The following is a 19,110-nucleotide window of genomic DNA, read 5'->3' as shown; positions in this document are numbered from 1 at the left end:
CTAAATTAAAACAATGTGGTTTAGTGTTTTGATCGTGATTGATAGAATTTTGTAGGAATCATGAGCAGAAATCCGCCCTCAATCCCTGCCGGAATAGCTACCGGTTTTTTTTCCTCTCCCAGAAAAAACCTGGTTAAATGGATATGGCTCAGCAAATTAATAAAAGCTGAAATCGGCCTCATCATAGGCAATATGCTTCTTGGTTTAGGCATCACTATACTCGGATTCTCTATCGCCATCTTTTCACAAATATTAATTGACGACCTGCTGCCAACAGGAAACCACAGACAGCTCATTATTGGATTTATACTTTTATTTCTGAGCCTGACACTCCGTTCCGGCCTGGCATATTTCCGTAGAAAACTACTGTTTTCTCAAAACAAAAGAATCAGCAGTAAAGTATTACCCTCATTTCTCAGCCTGGTCTTACATTTGCCAAAATCATTTTTTGATACCCACAGCACCCCGGAATTACACGCTCGTCTCCTTGAACATAAAGGCCTTCAAAAAATCATTTCTTACCTGACAGATCTTCTTTTCATGGACCTGCTCTTCATTTTATCCACGACCATTCTTATCGCATGGTATTCCACCGCAGCTGCATCCATACTTTTCACAGGCCTTTCCTTCCTCTTGTTTATTGGTTTTAGTTTCAAAAAAGGAAAGCGGAAACAATCCGCGCTAAACCGAACCAATGAAGCTCAGCAAGCACAATACCTCAGTATGTTCCAGAGCATTGAAGCGATAAAAAACCACAATTCGGAAGATCATTTCCTGGCCAGAACCGAAGAGATCCAAAGCAACCTTCAGGACAAAAAAGAACGCCTATGGCAATCAAAAAATAAGTCCATGATGTTCACAGATTTATTGTCGGTCGCTTTTACCCTTCTCCTCACAGGACTCTCTTATTTACTCGTAATCAGACATGAACTAAAAACCGGCGGGATGGTTGCCATCATTATCATGAGCATTGCTCTGATCCCTGCGATCTGCCGCTCTTCACAAGTCGGAATCAAGCTCGCTCAACTTAACCTGATCGTAGAAAGCATTTACAATTTCTCCAGTCTGAAACCCGAATACCCACAAGAGGAGAAGGCCGAATTACAAAGCATCAACTTCCGGTCACTTCAGGTCAAAAACCTACATTTTTCCTTTCCAGGCTGCCCCCCGCTCCTACGGGACGTATCGTTCCGCCTGGGTCCTGGAGAAAGTATCGCCTTACTCGGTGAATGTGGCGCAGGAAAAAGCACCATATTCGCGATATTACAAAAGCTTTACACCCCACAATCCGGATTGATTACTTTAAATGAGCAATGTATCCAACACATCTCTACCCCCTCTTTAAGGAACATCATGGCTACGGTACCGCAGGAGGTGAAAATCTTTAACGGAACACTAATAGACAACATCGCACTCGGCAGTCCTCAGCAAAGCCCCTCCTCAATTATGGAATTCTGCACTCATACTGGTTTAGATCGTTTTTTTGCTTCCCTGCCCCAAGGTTACCTGACCCAGATCGGAGAAGGAAAACTGAAGCTTTCTGCCGGTCAGCGACAACTGGTTGGCGTTGCAAGAGCATTGTACCGGAGGCCACAATTGCTGTTACTCGATGAAGCAACTGCTTTTATGGATACCAATACTGAAACATTCACACTGGAACTCCTTACCCGTTTTAAAAGCAAGATGGCCATCATCCTCATCACCCACAAAACCGAAACCACCAGACTTGCAGACCGGATCTATGTGATCAAACAAGGACAGGTAGAAGATCCTTATAGGTTCATCGCTTTTAACTCCTGATTAAATGTCATTTCATTCTCCTTAAAAACTAATTTTTCAAACAACGTAAGGACATCCCATTCGCTTTGTAAGTATTGCCATAAGCTCCAATCAATACAGAACTCGTTGTACTCCCCATGACAAAGGTATTTGCAAAACTCAGGTTCGAAGTGTACTGGTTATTGCTCCAGTAAGCGCCGGATTTCCCACGCTCTGTCAGTAAGCCCGTTCCCTGTGCCAAAAACCCGGCATTGTGTAATTTCAATGCAGACTTATAAGCATCTGCATCTTTTAACCAGTATTGAGGAGCAGCATCTGCTGTAGTCCATTCCGTTGTGGTTGGAATCCGCCATCCGGCACCTAAAAGCAAGGCACATGGATCATTCGCTACTGTCCAATCTGAATTTTCAGTAATGTCTGCTCTCCATACGGTAGCTGGAGTCCGGATTGTACTAAACTCATAACCTTGCTGGCGATTGAACTGAAAGTACCAACCAGCTGCAGCCGGATTGATGTCTGTAACTGAAATGGCCTGCTCTTCCGCACCTAAGTTCTGGGTAATCCAGCAACGCGGAACACCGGAAACACTGCTACTCACTGTTTTATAGATCACCGTTTTATCTACAGGTGCTCCATTCTGCCCTGCCTTATGAACTACCGTAAATGGATTACAAATCTTGAAACTGCTCACCTCCGGACTGTAAACCGTTCCTGCTTTACTGATCGCATACGCGCGTACATAGTAAGTTGGACCTTCGGTTAAGTCAGCAAGAACTCCTGTAAATACGCCTGCTCCCTTGCCGTTGTCAATGATTTTATTAGCCGTTAATGTTGGGATTATTTCTGTGCTGCTCCAAACCAGGCCACGTTCTGTCACCACTGCCGTTCCTTCAAGCGCTACCGTAGCTGTTCCCGCGGCTGTAGCGGTAGTCATTCCGGAAACCGGAACCTCCACATTACTCACAGAAGGCAGCGTTTCGTTAATCTCATCACGGATACAACGAACGGCCAATGCAGTTGCTTTATCGATATCACCCAGCGTTACCGAGCCATTGTTATAAAGTCCACGGCCTACCGTTGCATTTGTAGACAATGTACTGCTCCAGTAATAACCCACGCTACCACGCCCCGTTAAAGGAGATGATGCCGCATTGGTAATATACCCGGCCCCATGTAATTTCAATGCCGAGTTATAGGTTTCGACCTGTGTATTCCAGTTCTGTGGAGGTGCATCTGCAGCTGTCCATTCCAGTCCCGTAGGCAACCTCCATCCCGAGCCCAGTAACAACATACAAGGATCTTTTGCAGGAAGCCAATGCAGGTTCTCACTGATGGTCCCAATCCATGGTGTCCAGGCATTGGATGGCGTACGCGTAGTTCCATCATGCTGATAACCCTGAATCCTGTTGAACTGCCAGTACCAGCCTGCAGCCGCCTCGCTCGCATCTGTGGCACTTGTAGCCTGACGGTCAGCACCCAAATTTTGTGCGATCCAGCAACGTGCAGCCCCCGAAATGTTACTGCTCACTGTTTGATAAGTGACCGTTTTATCTGCAGCTGCCCCATTCAGTCCGGCTTTATGAATCACCGTAAAGGGATTACAGATTTTAAAACTGGTAACCTCTCCGCTATAGCCCGTTCCGCTGGCATTGGTCGCATAGGCACGAACATAATAGGTTGGCCCTTCAACCAAATCAGCCATCGTAATTTTAAAGCTTCCGGTATCCAAGCCATGGGTCAGGACCTGATCATTAAGCGTTGGAATCGAATTACTGGTACTCCATACCAGACCTCTTGCCGTCACTGCCGATCCACCATTGGAGGCAACCGTTGCCAATGCTTCAGCAGTCGTTTCCTTCATCGCCGGAACGGGAACAGTGACATTGCTCAATACCGGTTTAGACAATACCACAGCATCCCGGATACAGCGCAATGGCATTCCATTCGCTTTATAGGTATTGGCATAAGTGCCAACTATTACCGAACTTGTTGCACTGCCCATGACAAAGGCATTTGCAAAACTCACGTTCGAAGCATACTGGTTATTGCTCCAGTAAGCACCTGATTTGCCCCGCTCTGTTAACACGCCGGTTCCCTGTGGCAAAAATCCTGCATTGTGTAATTTCAGTTCAGACTTATAAGCATCTGCATCTTTTAACCAGTATTGAGGAGCAGCATCTGCCGTAGTCCATTCCGTAGTCGTTGGAATCCGCCATCCCCCACCCAAAAGCAGGTTACATGGATCATTGGCCGGCAGCCAGTCTGAATTTTCGGTGATGTCTACTCTCCATGGTGTCCAGGCATTCGCAGCAGGAATCCTTGCATCGGTAAATTCATAGCCCTGTGAACGGTTGAACTGGAAGTACCAACCCGCAGCAGCCGGATTAATGTCTGTAACTGAGGCTGCTTCTTGTGCTGCGCCCAGATTCTGGGTAGTCCAGCAACGGGGGGCACCGGAAATACTGCTGCTTACTGTATTATAGGTAACCGTTTTATCTACAGGCGCTCCGTTCAACCCTGCTTTATGAATCATGGTAAACGGATTACAAATTTTGAAACTACTCACCTCCGCACTATAAACCGTTCCTAATCGGCTGATGGCATAAGCACGGACATAATAAGTCGGCCCTTCGGTTAAACCGGCAAGGACTCCTGTAAATACGCCTGCTCCTTTGCCATTGTCGATGATTTTATTGGCGGTTAATGTTGGAACTGTCTCTGTGCTGCTCCAAACCAAACCTCGTTCTGTTACCGGAGCAGTTCCTTCCGGGGAAACCGTAGCTGTTCCCGCGGCAGTAGTAGCAGCCATCCCGGAAACCGGAACGACTACATTACTCACAGAAGGCAGCGTTTCGGTAATCTCATCACGGATACAACGAACGGCCAATGCAGTTGCTTTATCGATATCACCCAGCGTTACCGAGCCATTGTTATAAAGTCCACGGCCTACCGTTGCATTTGTAGACATTGTGCTGCTCCAGTAATAACCTACGCTACCACGCCCCGTTAAAGGAGATGATGCCGCATTGGTAATATACCCGGCCCCATGTAATTTCAATGCCGAGTTATAGGTTTCTACCTGCGTATTCCAATTCTGTGGAGGTGCATCTGCAGCTGTCCATTCCAGTCCGGTAGGCAACCTCCATCCCGAGCCCAGTAACAACATACAAGGATCTTTTGCAGGAAGCCAATGCAGGTTCTCACTGATGGTACCAAGCCATGGTGTCCAGGCATTGGATGGCGTACGTATGGTTCCATCGTGCTGATAACCCTGAGCCCTGTTGAACTGCCAGTACCAGCCTGCAGCCGCCTCGCACGCATCTGTGGCACTTGTAGCCTGACGGTCAGCACCCAAATTTTGCGCGATCCAGCAGCGTGCAGCCCCCGAAATGTTACTGCTCACCGTTTGATAGGTGACCGTTTTATCTACAGCTGCCCCATTCAGTCCGGCTTTGTGAATCACTGTAAAGGGATTACAGATTTTAAAACTGGTAACCTCTCCGCTATAGCCCGTTCCGCTGGCATTTGTTGCATAAGCACGAACATAATAGGTTGGCCCTTCTGCCAAATCAGTCATTGTAATTTTAAAGCTTCCAGTATCTAAACCATTGGTCAGTACCTGATCGTTAATTGTGGGAATCAAATTACTGGTACTCCATACCAGACCTCTTGCTTTCACTGCCGATCCACCATTGGAGGCAACCGTTGCCAATGCTTCAGCAGTCGTTTCCTTCATCGCCGGAACGGGAACAGTGACATTGCTCAACACCGGTTTAGACAAGACTACTGCATCCCTGATACAGCGCAATGGCATTCCATTCGCTTTATAGGTATTGGCATAAGTACCGATCATTACCGAACTCGTTGCACTGCCCATGACAAAGGCATTTGCAAAACTCACGTTCGAAGCATACTGGTTATTGCTCCAGTAGGCACCTGATTTGCCCCGCTCGGTTAACATGCCAGTTCCCTGTGGCAAAAATCCTGCATTGTGTAATTTCAGTTCAGACTTATAAACATCTGCATCTTTTAACCAGTATTGAGGAGCAGCATCTGCCGTAGTCCATTCCGTAGTCGTTGGAATCCGCCATCCCCCACCCAAAAGCAGGTTACATGGATCATTGGCCGGCAGCCAGTCTGAATTTTCGGTGATGTCTACTCTCCATGGTGTCCAGGCATTCGCAGCAGGAATCCTTGCATCGGTAAATTCATAACCCTGTGAACGGTTGAACTGGAAGTACCAACCTGCCGCGGCCACAGTGGCATCGGCAACAGAACCGGCCTGTTTTTCTGCGCCCAGATTCTGGGTGATCCAGCAACGGGGGGCACCGGAAATACTGCTGCTTACTGTTTTATAAGTAACGGTTTTATCTACAGGTGCGCCATTCAGCCCTGCCTTATGAATCACGGTAAACGGATTACAAATTTTGAAACTGCTCACCTCAGCACTATAAACTGTTCCCAGTCGGCTGCTGGCATAAGCACGGACATAATAAGTTGGGCCTTCTGTCAGGCCCGTAAGGGTTCCCGTAAATTCGCCCATCCCTTTACCATTGTCAATCACTTTCTGATCCGCTAAGGTTGGGACTGTTTCTATGCTGCTCCATACCAAACCACGTTCTGTTACCGGAGCCGTTCCTTCTATCCCGACACTTGCTGTTCCCGCAGCAGTGGCGACAGTCATCCCGGAAACCGGAACGGTTACATTACTCACTGAAGGCATCGTTTCGGTAATCTCATCGCGGATACAACGAACGGCCAATGCAGTTGCCTTATCGATATCACCCAGTGTTACCGAGCCATTGTTATAAAGTCCACGGCCTACCGTTGCATTTGTAGACATTGTGCTGCTCCAGTAATAGCCCACACTACCACGGCCCGTTAAAGGAGATGATGCAGCATTGGTAATATACCCGGCCCCATGTAATTTCAATGCCGAGTTATAGGCTTCCACCTGCGTATTCCAGTTCTGTGGAGGCGCATCTGCGGCCGTCCATTCCAGTCCCGTAGGCAACCTCCATCCCGAACCGAGTAACAACACGCAAGGATCTTTTGCAGGAAGCCAATGCAGGTTCTCACTGATGGCACCAAGCCATGGTGTCCAGGCATTGGATGGCGTACGCGTAGTTCCATCATGCTGATATCCCTGAATCCTGTTGAACTGCCAGTACCAACCTGCAGCCTCCTCGCTCGCATCAGTAGCACTTGTGGCCTGACGGTCAGCACCAAGGTTTTGGGTGATCCAGCAACGTGCAGCCCCTGAAATATTACTGCTCACTGTCTGATAAGTAATCGTTTTATCTGCAGCTGCCCCGTTTAACCCGGCCCGGTGTACCACTGTAAACGGATTACAAATTTTGAAGCTGGCTACCTCTGCACTATAGCTCGTCCCTGCTTTATTCGTCGCATAAGCCCGTACGTAATAGGTTGGTCCTTCGGACAAACTGCCAAGTATACTTTTAAAGCTACCCACTCCTTGTCCTTCAACGGATACCTGATCAGCGATCGTTGGCAATACATTTGTGCTGCTCCATACCAATCCCCTCGCAGTTACCGCGGTTCCTCCATCAGACACAACCGTTGCCGATCCTTCTGCAGAACTCGCTGTCATCTCTGAAACGGGAATGCTTACATTACTCAACAGCGGCCTGGTCAGCACGATGGTATCGCGGATGCAACGCAATGGCATTCCATTTGCCTTATAGGTGTTGCCATAAGTTCCAACCAGCACTGAACTGGCACTTCCTGTCATCGCAAAAGAGGTTCCAAAGCTAAAACCGCTTCCGCTAAACTGATTGCTGCTCCAGTAATTACCCACTTTCCCGCGTTCGATCAACACGCCTGTTCCCTGTGGAAGAAATCCTGCATTATGTAGTTTCAGTACGGAGTTATAGGTATCAATATCTTTGCCCCAATTTTGAGGGGCTGCATCCGCTGAGGTCCATTCTGTAGCCGTTGGGATTCTCCATCCTCCACCTAAAAGCAGGTTACACGGATCATTTGCCGGCCACCAGTCTGCATTTTCAGTAATGTCTGTTTTCCATACTGTCCAGGCATTGGCCGCAGGAATGCGCGTATTGTTATCAAATTCATAGCCCTGCGAGCGGTTAAACTGGAAGTACCATCCTGCTGAAGCGCTGGTTGCATCGGAAACAGCTCCCGCCTGCTGATCTGCGCCCAGGTTCTGGGCAATCCAGCAACGTGCCGCACCTGAAATGTTTGTGGCCACCGTTTTATAGGTAATCGTTTTGTCTACCGGCGCCCCATTTAACCCGGCTTTGTGAATCATCGTAAAGGGGAGACAAATCTTGAAGCTCATCACTTCAGGACTATATCCTGTACCTGCACTATTCGTCGCATAAGCACGGACATAATAGGTTGGACCTTCTGCCAGGTTCTTCATCGAAAGGTTGAAAATTCCCAGGCCGGTTCCAGCATCCTTCAGCTTCTGATCATCGACCGTTGGAATCTTATTTTTGGTGCTCCAGACCAAACCGCGTTCTATAATGTCTGCCTTTCCATCGGAAGTCACTTCCGCCGATCCATCTGCCGCAACATCGCTCATGCTGGAGATCTTAACATTGCTTACCGAAGGAGGAATTGCAGGGGTATTTAAGCTGTCCAGCGCCCCGTAAGCCGTGCCCACACTGTTCGTTGCATAGGCCCTGAAATAATATTTTGTAGCGATCAACAGTCCGGTCATGTTACTTATGTAAACACCTTTACCCTGACCATCGATCGTTTTGGTTGGCAATAAAATGGTTGGGTCTTTCAAAGTACTCCAACAAATTCCGCGTGAGGTTACCGGCGCGCCGCCATCACTGCTGATCTCTCCACCAGTCACTGCAGAAGCCGTTAAAATGGAACTTGCCGGGGTAGTCGTTAACATTGGAAGATCCAATGTAGTCAGGCTATCGAGGTTTCCGTAGCTGGTACCCAGGCTATTTGTTGCATAGGCACGGATGTAATATTTTGTACCGGTAAGCAATCCTTTGATGCTCGTCGTGAATCCGGAAAGCCCTGCACCATCAACAGATTTCGTGGACACTGCGGTTGTCGGATTTGTTTCTGTACTCCAGCAAAGTCCTCTTACTGTCACCGGCATTCCACCATCACTGCCCACAAAACCACCGGAAACGGCAGAATTACTCAGAATGGAAGTCGGTTTATTTGTCGTTACCGTTGGTAAAGTCGGTGTGGTAAAGCTGGCTGGTGCCGGACTAAATCCTGTACCTGCTATATTGACTGCATAAGCCCAGAAATAATACCTCGTGCCTTCTGTTAAATTGTTAATGCTCATGGTAAAAGGAACGGTAGTGCCAACAGAAATCAAGCTATCCGGATGCAAAGGCAAGATCGGTGTTTTAGCCAGTTTACTCCAATAGAACCCACGGTCGGTGACTTCATCTCCTCCGTTTTTCGTTACGCTTGCCGATCCGTCCGTACCTGTCATTGTCGGCCTGCTCAGCGTCACCATGCTTACCGTAGGAAGCGCAGCAAGGGTCACAAAGCTCTGTTCATTCCCATAAATTGTTCCCTTCAGATTGGTCGCATAAGCACGGACATAATATTTCGTTCCCGGCGTTAATCCTGAAAAAGGAATAGAGAAATTCCCAATACCACCTGCAGCATGCTGCAGATACGATCCTGCCAGGATCACCGGATTCGGATTCAGGCTCCAGCAAATTCCACGTGCGGTTACCGGCATGCCGCCATCGTCGGCAATGTCGCCGCCAGCTATAGCAGCAACGCTGCTGATTCCCGTTACCGTATTGGTAAGGATCGTTGGCAACATCACTTCCAGACTACTGAAAGCCACTTCACTACCATAAGTTGTACCTACCGCATTGGTGGCATAAGCCCGTACATAATAAGTTGTTTTATCCGTCAATCCTTTCAGTTGTGCAACAAACTTACCGATACCGGTGCTGGTATTGTCTACGGTTTTGGTGCTCAGCGCAATGGTCGGACTGCCTGTGGTATTCCAGGTTACTCCTCTGCTGAGGATCGGCGTTCTTCCATCGTCGGTAATATCGCCCCCACTGGTTGCAGTGGTTGCTCTGATATCGGTTGCCATTGTCGTCACGGTCAGGGTCGGATAGGCATTCGTTAACAAGCGTTGTTCCAGTCCGTAGGCAACCCCTATTTTGTTCTGTGCGTAAGCCCTTACATAGTATAAAGTATTCGGTAACAAACCCGTCATCGTTCCGCTGAACGGATCCAGTCCGATTCCATTATTTGTCCTGCTGTCGTTAATGGTAGGATTGGTCCGGATACTCCAGCAGAGTCCTTTCAGGGTTACATCGGCACCGCCGTCACTGGTGATGACCCCACCACTTTTTGCCGTGGTTCCTGTCAGCTCAGTCGCTTCATTTGTGCTCAGGATCGGTGCGGTTGGGAATAAGGTGACGGTGACCTGATTTCCGTAAGCCGTTCCAACGCTATTGCTGGCATAAGCACGCACATAGTAAGCCATGCTTAAGTTTAAGCCCGTCACTTCGCTGGTAAAAATTCCTGTTCCTGTACCGTTGCTGGTTCTCTTCTGCGTTTCCGCATCCGGATTAAAATTACGGTCCAGACTCCATACCACACCCCTTGAAGTGATTGCTGCTCCCCCATCTTTACTGATGTTTCCACCAGTGGTGGCAGAAGATTTTGAAGAGGGGGTGATATAAGTTGTGGTCAGCGTAGGCAGGATCGCCGGTGTGGTAAAGGTCAGTTCATTTCCATACGCTGTTCCCTGGTTATTAATCGCATAAGCCCTCACATGGTACAAGGTTACCGGTTCCAGTTTGGTGATGGAACTTCTAAAACTATTTTCTGCACCACTGTCATGACTCGTCTGCTGGGATGTTCCTAATGCAGGGTTCGGACTGGTGCTCCATACCACTCCCTGATTGGTCACCGGGGTCCCTCCGTTACTCAGTATGGTTCCTCCACCTGTTGCCGTAATCCCTGCGGAAGAAACAGCTACTGCAGTGGTGCTTACCGTTGGAATAATAAACGTTGTGAAGGACTGTTCATTCCCATAGGCCAGCCCTACACTGTTCAGGGCATAAGCCCTCACATAATAGGTTGTGCCAGGTTGTAAACCAGTCATATTGCTACTGAAACCTCCATTTCCAATTCCCGGCAGCACGGTTTTATTTCCGACCAGAGTATCCGGTCTGAATCCTGATTGTGTACTCCAGACCAATCCCCTTGTCGTTACCGCCGCACCGCCATTATCGGAAATATCTCCTCCCGACCAGGCCGTAGTTCCTCCGATTCCGGTCACTGCTCTTGTACTTAAAGTAGCGAGTACAGGAGGATCGGTGATAAAGCTGAGCAGGTTCCCGTAATTCGTTCCGGCCACATTGGTTGCATAAGCCTGAACATAATAAGTGGTATTGGCTTTTAAATTTTTAAGCGTACTCGAATATATACCTCCCCTGTTGCCATTGCTTGTTCTGTTGACGGTAACCGTATCCGGGTTAAAGACCGGCAACTCAGACCAGACCACACCTCGTGTATAGACATTTGAACCGCCCTCATCAGAGATATCGCCACCGCTAAGACCGGAAGTACTTCCCGTTGGACGGGCAAATACAGTCGTCAATACCGGAAGCTGAGGGGTAATGAAACTTACTGTATTGCCATAGGCAATCCCGGCACTATTGACCACATAGGCACGTACATAATACGTGGTATGTTGTTTCAGGCCATTTAACTGGGCACTAAAGCTACCCGTAAAATAACCTGTTTCTGCTGTTTTATTTAGCGTGATGGTATCCGGATTAAAATAAGGTTGTATGCTCCAATACACCCCTCTTGTGGTCACCACCGCACCACCATGGGTTAAAATCGTACCCCCGCTTTTGGCGGTTGTGGTAGAGGTCGCTTCCGCTGCCCCGGTAATTACCGTTGCCAGAACCGGAGGAAGTGTGGTAAAGCTTTCGGTTGCCCCGTAAGCAGTTCCCACTGCATTTGTCGCATAGGCGCGGACATAATAAGTTGTACTTCCCAGCAATTCGCTGATTTTATTGGCAAAGTTGCCCATACCAATTGCATTTGAAGTATGGTCATTCGTCAGGACCGGATTTCCGGAGGTATTCCAGCAAAGACCACTCGCCAAAACTTCAGTTCCCCCGTTGTCAGAAATATTTCCGCCGGCAAGCGCTTCTGTACTTGTAACCGTTCCCTCTGGGATGGCGGTAGTGCTCACTAAAGGCAGATTAAAAGTCGTAAAGCTTTCTTCATTCGGCGCATAAGAGATGCCGGCACTATTCGTTGCAAAAGCCCTGACATAATACGTCATCCCAGGTAAAAGCCCCTCCATTGTCATGGCAAAACTCAGGTTGCCAAGTTCTGTGATCCTCCGTGTAGCTGCTGCTTCAGGATCAAAGCCTCTGCTGGTACTCCAGACCAAACCACGGTCCGTAATTGCCGCTCCTCCATTGTGCAGAATGCTCCCACCGCTAATTCCGGTGATTCCTTTCAAACCACTTCTGGCCACAGTTGTATTCAGCTTTGCCAATACCGGCGGCGCGGTTACAAATGATTCTACCTGCCCATAAACGGTCCCTGCACTATTGGTCGCATAGGCGCGGATATAATAGGTTGTACTTCCAAATAAGTCTTTTAAGCCATGAATAAAGTTCCCGATTCCAGGTCCGCTGCTGGTATGCGGATCTTCGATTGTCGGTAAGCCTGCGGTACTCCAGCAAATCCCGCTCGCGGTGACCGGGGTACCACCATCACTGCTGATGTTCCCGCCACTGTTTGCCGTATTTGCCGTAATTGCTGTTGCAGGTAAAGTAGTCAGCGTAGCTGTCGTGGCCGTTGTAAAGATCAGTTCATTTCCGTAAACCACCCCGATTTCATTTACCGCATAAGCACGGACATGGTATTTAGTAAGTGGGCTTAAGCCAGTCATGAAAGCAGAGAAAGTCCCTCTTCCGGAACCACTTTCTTTAGCACCGTCTGTAATCGTTGGATCAGCGCCAGTACTCCAGCAAATCCCTCTTGAGCTTACCGGGCTTCCCCCCTCGTCGGAGAGTGCTCCGTTAGCCATGGCCGTTACGCCACCAATCTGATCTATCGACACAGTGCTTACCGTTGCCAGTCCCGGAGGCGCGGTAACAAACGTTTCTGTATTTCCGTAAACAGTAACCGAATTATTGCCTGCATAAGCACGGACATAATATTTGGTACTTCCAGTTAATCCGGTCATTCTGATCACAAAATTTTCCGCAGCAGATCCGCTGCTGGTTAAGAAATCTGAGGTTGTCGGGTTTGGACTGGTGCTCCAGCACAGACCACGGTGCGTAACGCCGGCGCTTCCCGAAACAAGGATTGCACCACCACTCTCTGCGGTACTGTTGGTCACGAGTGTAACCGGAAGCGTCATCAGACTGATGTTTAATGGCGTGATGAAACTCCTTTCTACGGTATAAGCTGTGCCTTCCCTATTTGTGGCGTATCCTTTTGCATAATATACAGTTCCCGGTGTTAAGCCGCTCAGCTGTGTTCTGAAGTTTCCAATATCATTTGGATTTACTGTAACTGATTCTGCATTCAGGTAATTGATCCGGTCGATACTGTAAGCAATCCCTTTGGAAAGGATTTTTGTCCCTCCATTGTTGAGCATAGTGACATCTCCGGTCGCTTGAGTATCGGTGATGTTGTAAATAGAAAGTGAGGAAGAAGCCAGCACAGGTGGCTGAGGTGCTGAGGTATGGAATTCCAGTAAATCCCCATAGGCAGTTCCAAACCTGTTTGTCGCATAAGCGCGGACATAATAGGCGGTATTTCCCATCAGGTTTTTCATGAAACTCTGGAAAGTTCCTGCGGCAGCGCCATCATTGGTCATTCCAGCGGCAGGATCATCTGCCGGATCTCCGGTGATGCTCCAATGGATTCCTCTGGCGGTAATATCTGCGATGCCGTTGGCGGAAACAATACCACCACCCGTTGCGGTCATATTCGTAATCGCTGTAACCGCTTGCGTGCTTACTAAAGGCAGCTCCGGAATCAGGCTAAAAGTCTTGTCTTCACCATAAGCAGTGCCGACTACATTCGTCGCATAAGCCCTCATGTGATAGACGGTATTGGGTAATAATCCAGTCAGTACGGTACTAAAAATCCCTGTGCCACCACCATTGGTACTCACCGAGCTGTTTCCAATTGCAGGATTGGCTTCCGTACCCCAGCAAATCCCTCGGGAAATTACCTGTGATGCGCCATCCTGAAGCACCTGACCTCCTGCTTTTGCGGTATTGTTAAAGAAAGAACCTGCAGATAAGGTCCGCACTACCGGATAATCCGCGGTGCTGAAAACTTCCTGGTTTCCGTAAGATACGCCCACATCATTTACCGCATACGCACGGACATAATAAGTGGTTCCGGGAACAAGCCCCTCGATTGGAAGACTAAAATAGCCGATTCCATCCCCCGACATAACTTGTTCATTTTTTGTCGGAAGGTCCATTGTTGGAAGCGCTTCCTTACTCCAGCAGATCCCACGCAGGCTAATTGATGAACCTCCGTTATGGATGATCAGTCCGCCACTGAAGGCAGTGACCCCGGTAATCGAGTTCACCTTTTCTGTTGTAATTCTCGCTAAAGAGTTCGTGATAAAACTCGTTTCACTGGTATAAGAAGTTCCGGCACTATTGGTTGCATACCCTTTGGCATAATAGGTTGTTCCCGGTACAAGATTGGTCAGGTTTGCGATAAAGACCCCGATATCTGTTGGATTTGCCGTAGCCGATGTCCCATGAATCCAGCTGATGCGGTCGGTACTCCATGCAAAACCTTTGCTGGTAACGACCGCGCCACCGTTATTCAGGATATTCACGCTTCCTTTTGCCGAGTTATTGGTTACATCCGTCACGCTGACCGTAGCTGAACTCAATAATGGCGGTACTGCAGGAGGCGTTATAAATTGCAATAAATTACCGTAAGCGGTGCCCTGGCTATTCACCGCATAGGCCCTGACATAATAGGTCGTATTTCCCAGCAGTCCAACAATTGAACTCGGGAAGAGGCCTACGCCATAACCATCATTCGTAATCACAGCATCCTTATCCTCCAGCGGATCTCCTTTAACGCTCCAGCGGATTCCACGTGCAGAAACCTGACTTCCCCCATCATTCGTAATGTCTCCGCCACTGAAAGCAGTGATGCTGGAAATCTCAGTTATTGGGAGGGTAATGATCGTCGGAAGATCAAAGACGGTTTTAAAAACCAGGTCTTCCCCATAAACGGTTCCCTGGCTATTTGTCGCATAGGCCCGGACATGGTAAACCGTATTTGGCATCAGGTCTTTCATCGTTCCGGTAAAAACTCCCAGACCGCCGCCTGTTACTCCCGTACTTGTTTTTGTGCTCAGTGCGATATCCGGGTTGGCATTCGTACTCCAGCAAAGACCAACAATGCTGAAATCTGAACCGGCGTTACTGAGCGCATTTCCATTTCCAACAGCCGTAGTCCCCTTAATGTCTGTTACTGCAAGGGTAAGCACTTCTGCCGCACACCTTAAATCCTGCCAGGCGGTTCCATCGTAATAACGGATCAGACGCGATACCGCATTGATATAAAACGAACCTTTATTCACCGTAACTCCTGCCGGATCATTGCCCAGCACCGGAAGTTTGAACGCTTTCAGGTCTTTCCCTGCTGCGAAACCTTTATTTTCTGAAAAATTACGCTGTTGAAGATCCTGAATTTTAGTCCAGCCAGCCCCGTCATAGATCATGGCCGCTCTATTCGTGGAAGAATAATAAATGACCCCTTGTTCCCTGGCCTGTTCAGGATGACTGCTCAGTACAGGCAAATAGGAAATCCCCTCTTTCACCATAAAATAATCCTCGGCAGTCACCGTTCCGATCGTATTCGTACACAAGCTTTCCCAGGCAATCCCGGTATAGATCAATGGTTTTTCCTGAACCGTACTGTAAATGAGCATTCCGGTTTTAGGTTGCTGAATGCTCGTCTGATCCAGAACCGCCAAGGTCGGAATTCCATTTAAAACACTAAAATGACCTTGTCCGGAAGCCGAATTTCCAATAAATAGTAAACATAAAAACGCGAAATAAAGGAAACTTTTCAATACGGTAAGCTTTGGCTATTGTTAATTTATCAGGACATTCTTATTTCTGTTTATTGAACAGATTGATCTTTAAATTGAGCTCAAAATCAGCTCCTGTCCGCTGGCGTTCTCCGGCAAGCTGACTCGTATAAAGGCCCTGGATCAGGAACTTATCATAGCTGAGGCCGATGCCAAAAGTGCTGCTCTTATCGCTATGGTACATGCCCATAAAAGAAAGAATGTTGTTTTCCAGTTTCAGGTTCGTTCCCAGGTCCCAAATGTTATCAATGTCTTTCGCACCTCTGAAGCTGATCTTTGGTTCTATGGACACCACATCCAGTGCCGTTCCTATTTTGTAGGAAACCGCCATAAAGTAAGTAGATCCATCTACGGAATTCTGATCGTCCTTTTGCAGGAATTTCTTTAAGTTGGGCAATGCCGCCTGCAGGGTGAAGCGCTGATCGGTATAAGCAATCCCAAAATCTCCATCTACAAAAGCCTTGCGCTGGTTAAAGCGCTCTGCAGGCATATCATCAGGGGTAGCGATAATGTTCTGCATATCCAGGCGTTCTTTCATCACGCCCAGGGAAATCCCAAAATGCAGGTTCCTGCTGTCGCCATTCAGTGGCAGGTGATAAGCATAAGTTCCCATCACACGCGTCCGCCCGATCAGACCGGCCTTATCGTTATAGACAGACAGCCCTACACCTACTTTATCATACTGGTAATCCGCAGTTGCCACCATCGTTACCGGAGAGCCTGGAATGGACCTCCATTGATTGCGGTATCCGATATTGATGTTCAGTCCCTCGTTGATTCCTGCAAATGCCGGATTGCTGAGGTATTGGTTTTCGTAATACTGGTTTCCCATTGGCCTGATCTGTGCCTTTAAGGAGATGGTCATAGTAAGCAGGCTCATTATTAAAAAGCCGGTAAGCAATTTTTTTTGCTCTGTTATCTTTGTCATTATCAATTCTTTTTAGCTGATTATTTGTCTTTTACGATGGAGATAAATCCCGTTTTTCTGGATTTTCCGGAATCGATGGTCAGGATATAATAGTAAGTATCTTCCTTTAAAGGGTTGCCGTTAAACATCCCATCCCAGGAGTTGTCATAGCCGAACATACTGAAGACCACCCTGCCCTCTCTGTCGAAAATCTTCAATTCATTATTGGGATAGAGTTTTATATTTTTAACCACCCAGGTATCGTTTACCCCATCCCCATTGGGCGTGATCATGTTGTTCGCCACCAGGTCCACATAAGGGCTGATCACTGAAGATTCCAGACTAACCGCGGTCAGGTCGGCAAAAGTAATGGCATTTGGAAACAGCTGACCGATAAACAGCTGCTCAGGATTCACCACGCTTTCTTTGACGAGCATGAAATCTTTTGCCGTGCTGCTCGTCATTTTTGAATAGGCAAGCAACAGGTTCTTCGCTTCATTTCCATTCAGCTCGATGTCCTCATAGCTCATGGCCAGCTCTCCCTGGAATACCGCCGGTCTGCTGAACCGGTACATCCGCTGAATGCTGTTGAACTTAGGAAAGATAACCACCGTCTGCTGTTTGTTTACGCTCAGGTTGTTCAACACCCAGTTGTTCGCAGGAACGAGTGTCAAACCATCGGTGCTGAAAACCGTTCCACCTTGAATAAAAAGGCCTTCTGAATTGATCCTTAACTGCGCTTGCAGCTCCGTGGCGCCAAACAAGAGGAGGCCGAGGGAAAGGGAGGCTATTATTTTCTTCATTTCTGCTGTTTTTTAATATTTTATCTTTTTAAACTGACTTATTTCATGGCTGATTCCAGCTGCTCAACCGTCTCCGGCATGGACATAATCTTATTTGTTTTTGCATCCACCAGCACCATTGTCGGCGTAGAGAGCACAAAGTAAGCCGCCGCTTCCGGGCTCCGGATTCCCTGATCTGCCCTTTTATGTTTAAATGCAGGAAGCTTCAGCTTTGCCTTTTCCCAGGCCGGAATTTCGGTTTCTGTTTCATCCAGGCTAATGGCAAAAACGTCCATCATTTCTACCCTTGAAGCTTCCTGATACCAGGGGTGTAATTTTTCCATCAGCTCTTTACAATGCTGGCAGTCGGCAGACCAGAACAGCACGAGTTTATATTTGGCTTCGGTCTTAAAATCATGAAAAGCAACGGTCTTTCCCGAGCCCAGCTTCCAGTTAAAATCAGGCGCAACAGCACCGGTCACCAAAGTCTCCATTCCTTTCAGTCTTTGTTCAATGGCTTTTCTTTTGCTCGTCATACAAAGCGGATCATTCAGGTAAGGCTCCAGCATTTTTATCCCGGCAGCCATGTTGAAACTCTCAAATCCGTTATAGAAATAATCGACCATCCAGCCATACACTAAAGGATGACCGGTACGTGCTTTTTCAATCGCCCGTTTTCCGGCAAGGGTAAACAGGGAATCCCGAAGGGCTACTGTGGTAGACATTGCGCCATAAATGTTGACGTATTTATTCATCCATTCCTTCATTTCTGTCGTCCTGATGACCATGGGATTTTTAAAGTCCATCCCATCGAAATAATGGGCAATCACACTGTTCATGCGATCGGTCTCTGTTCCTTTCCACAGAATCGGGGCAATGTTCTGAAACACGAAGCTGCTGCCCACAAACGTATTTTTGTACTTTAGAATTTGTGTTTCTATCCATTTATTATAGCTGGTCCGTCTGCTTTCATATTCTTCTGTTCCCAATAAAAAGAACTTTGATTCCGGCTGATCATAGTTCATCATGAAATTCTGCAGCAGGCCCAGTGGTTGTCTCTTTTTTGCATTGTCGGTGGCAAAACCGGCAAACGCTGCATTTTCTATTTCGCCTTTTTGGAAGTAAGTGCTGTCGGGAATGTTCAGGGCTTTCGGACGTGCCCAAAGCTCCAGATTCTGGCTATTTACAAAAATCTGTTTCTCGGAAGGATAAGGGTTGCTGTCCTTCTTCTCCTGGTAATCGAACCGCAATACGAACTCTCCCGGTAACTGGTCTTTTGGAATGCTCAGCACGGCAGTCTCTCCGTTGTTGATGCCCGGATTTTCGACTACGGTTTTGATGGAGGCTCCAGCCAGGGACAGCAGACTGATCTTACTTCTTGCAACTCCGGACAGGTGTATTTTCAAGGTCAGCTCCTGAGCCTGCACCCCAAAAGTCATCAGTCCCAAAATTGCATTGGTAAATACTATATTTTTAAATGGCTTACTGATCATTTCTAAATTCTATTTTTTTATTTCTATCGTTCTATCCTT

5 protein-coding genes are annotated in these 19,110 nt (G+C 47.8%); 1 reads left to right on the top strand and 4 read right to left on the bottom strand.

Annotation, left to right across the window (positions count from 1 at the left end; genetic code table 11):
* Positions 1-60: 60 nt before the first annotated feature.
* Positions 61-1,800 carry a peptidase domain-containing ABC transporter gene (locus BLQ87_RS00060; protein ID WP_074603882.1) on the top strand — a complete coding sequence of 580 codons (1,740 nt, stop codon included), beginning with the start codon at positions 61-63 and terminating at the stop codon, positions 1,798-1,800.
* Between the two features lie 28 nt (positions 1,801-1,828).
* On the opposite strand, the gene BLQ87_RS00055 is transcribed toward BLQ87_RS00060, so the two are convergent.
* Genes BLQ87_RS00055 through BLQ87_RS00040 form a run of 4 tightly spaced genes read right to left on the bottom strand, consistent with a single transcriptional unit; the run spans position 1,829 to position 19,071 of the window.
* Positions 1,829-15,871, bottom strand: coding sequence for a hypothetical protein (locus BLQ87_RS00055; protein WP_074603881.1), 14,043 nt, complete (start codon positions 15,869-15,871; stop codon positions 1,829-1,831).
* A gap of 40 nt (positions 15,872-15,911) precedes the next feature.
* On the bottom strand, positions 15,912-16,817 hold the full coding sequence (locus BLQ87_RS00050) for a PorP/SprF family type IX secretion system membrane protein (RefSeq protein WP_074603880.1): 906 nt from the start codon (positions 16,815-16,817) through the stop codon (positions 15,912-15,914).
* A gap of 20 nt (positions 16,818-16,837) precedes the next feature.
* Complete coding sequence (locus BLQ87_RS00045) at positions 16,838-17,599, bottom strand: T9SS type B sorting domain-containing protein (protein ID WP_074603879.1); 762 nt, start codon at positions 17,597-17,599, stop codon at positions 16,838-16,840.
* A 38-nt stretch (positions 17,600-17,637) separates the two neighbouring features.
* On the bottom strand, positions 17,638-19,071 hold the full coding sequence (locus BLQ87_RS00040; protein ID WP_143010285.1) for a redoxin domain-containing protein: 1,434 nt from the start codon (positions 19,069-19,071) through the stop codon (positions 17,638-17,640).
* Positions 19,072-19,110 lie beyond the last annotated feature (39 nt).

It is taken from the genome of Pedobacter steynii, from assembly GCF_900103665.1.
GTDB classification, from domain to species: Bacteria; Bacteroidota; Bacteroidia; order Sphingobacteriales; family Sphingobacteriaceae; genus Pedobacter; species Pedobacter steynii.
Note: the sequence above shows the minus strand (reverse complement) of the source record. Positions and strands in the feature narration are given on the sequence as shown.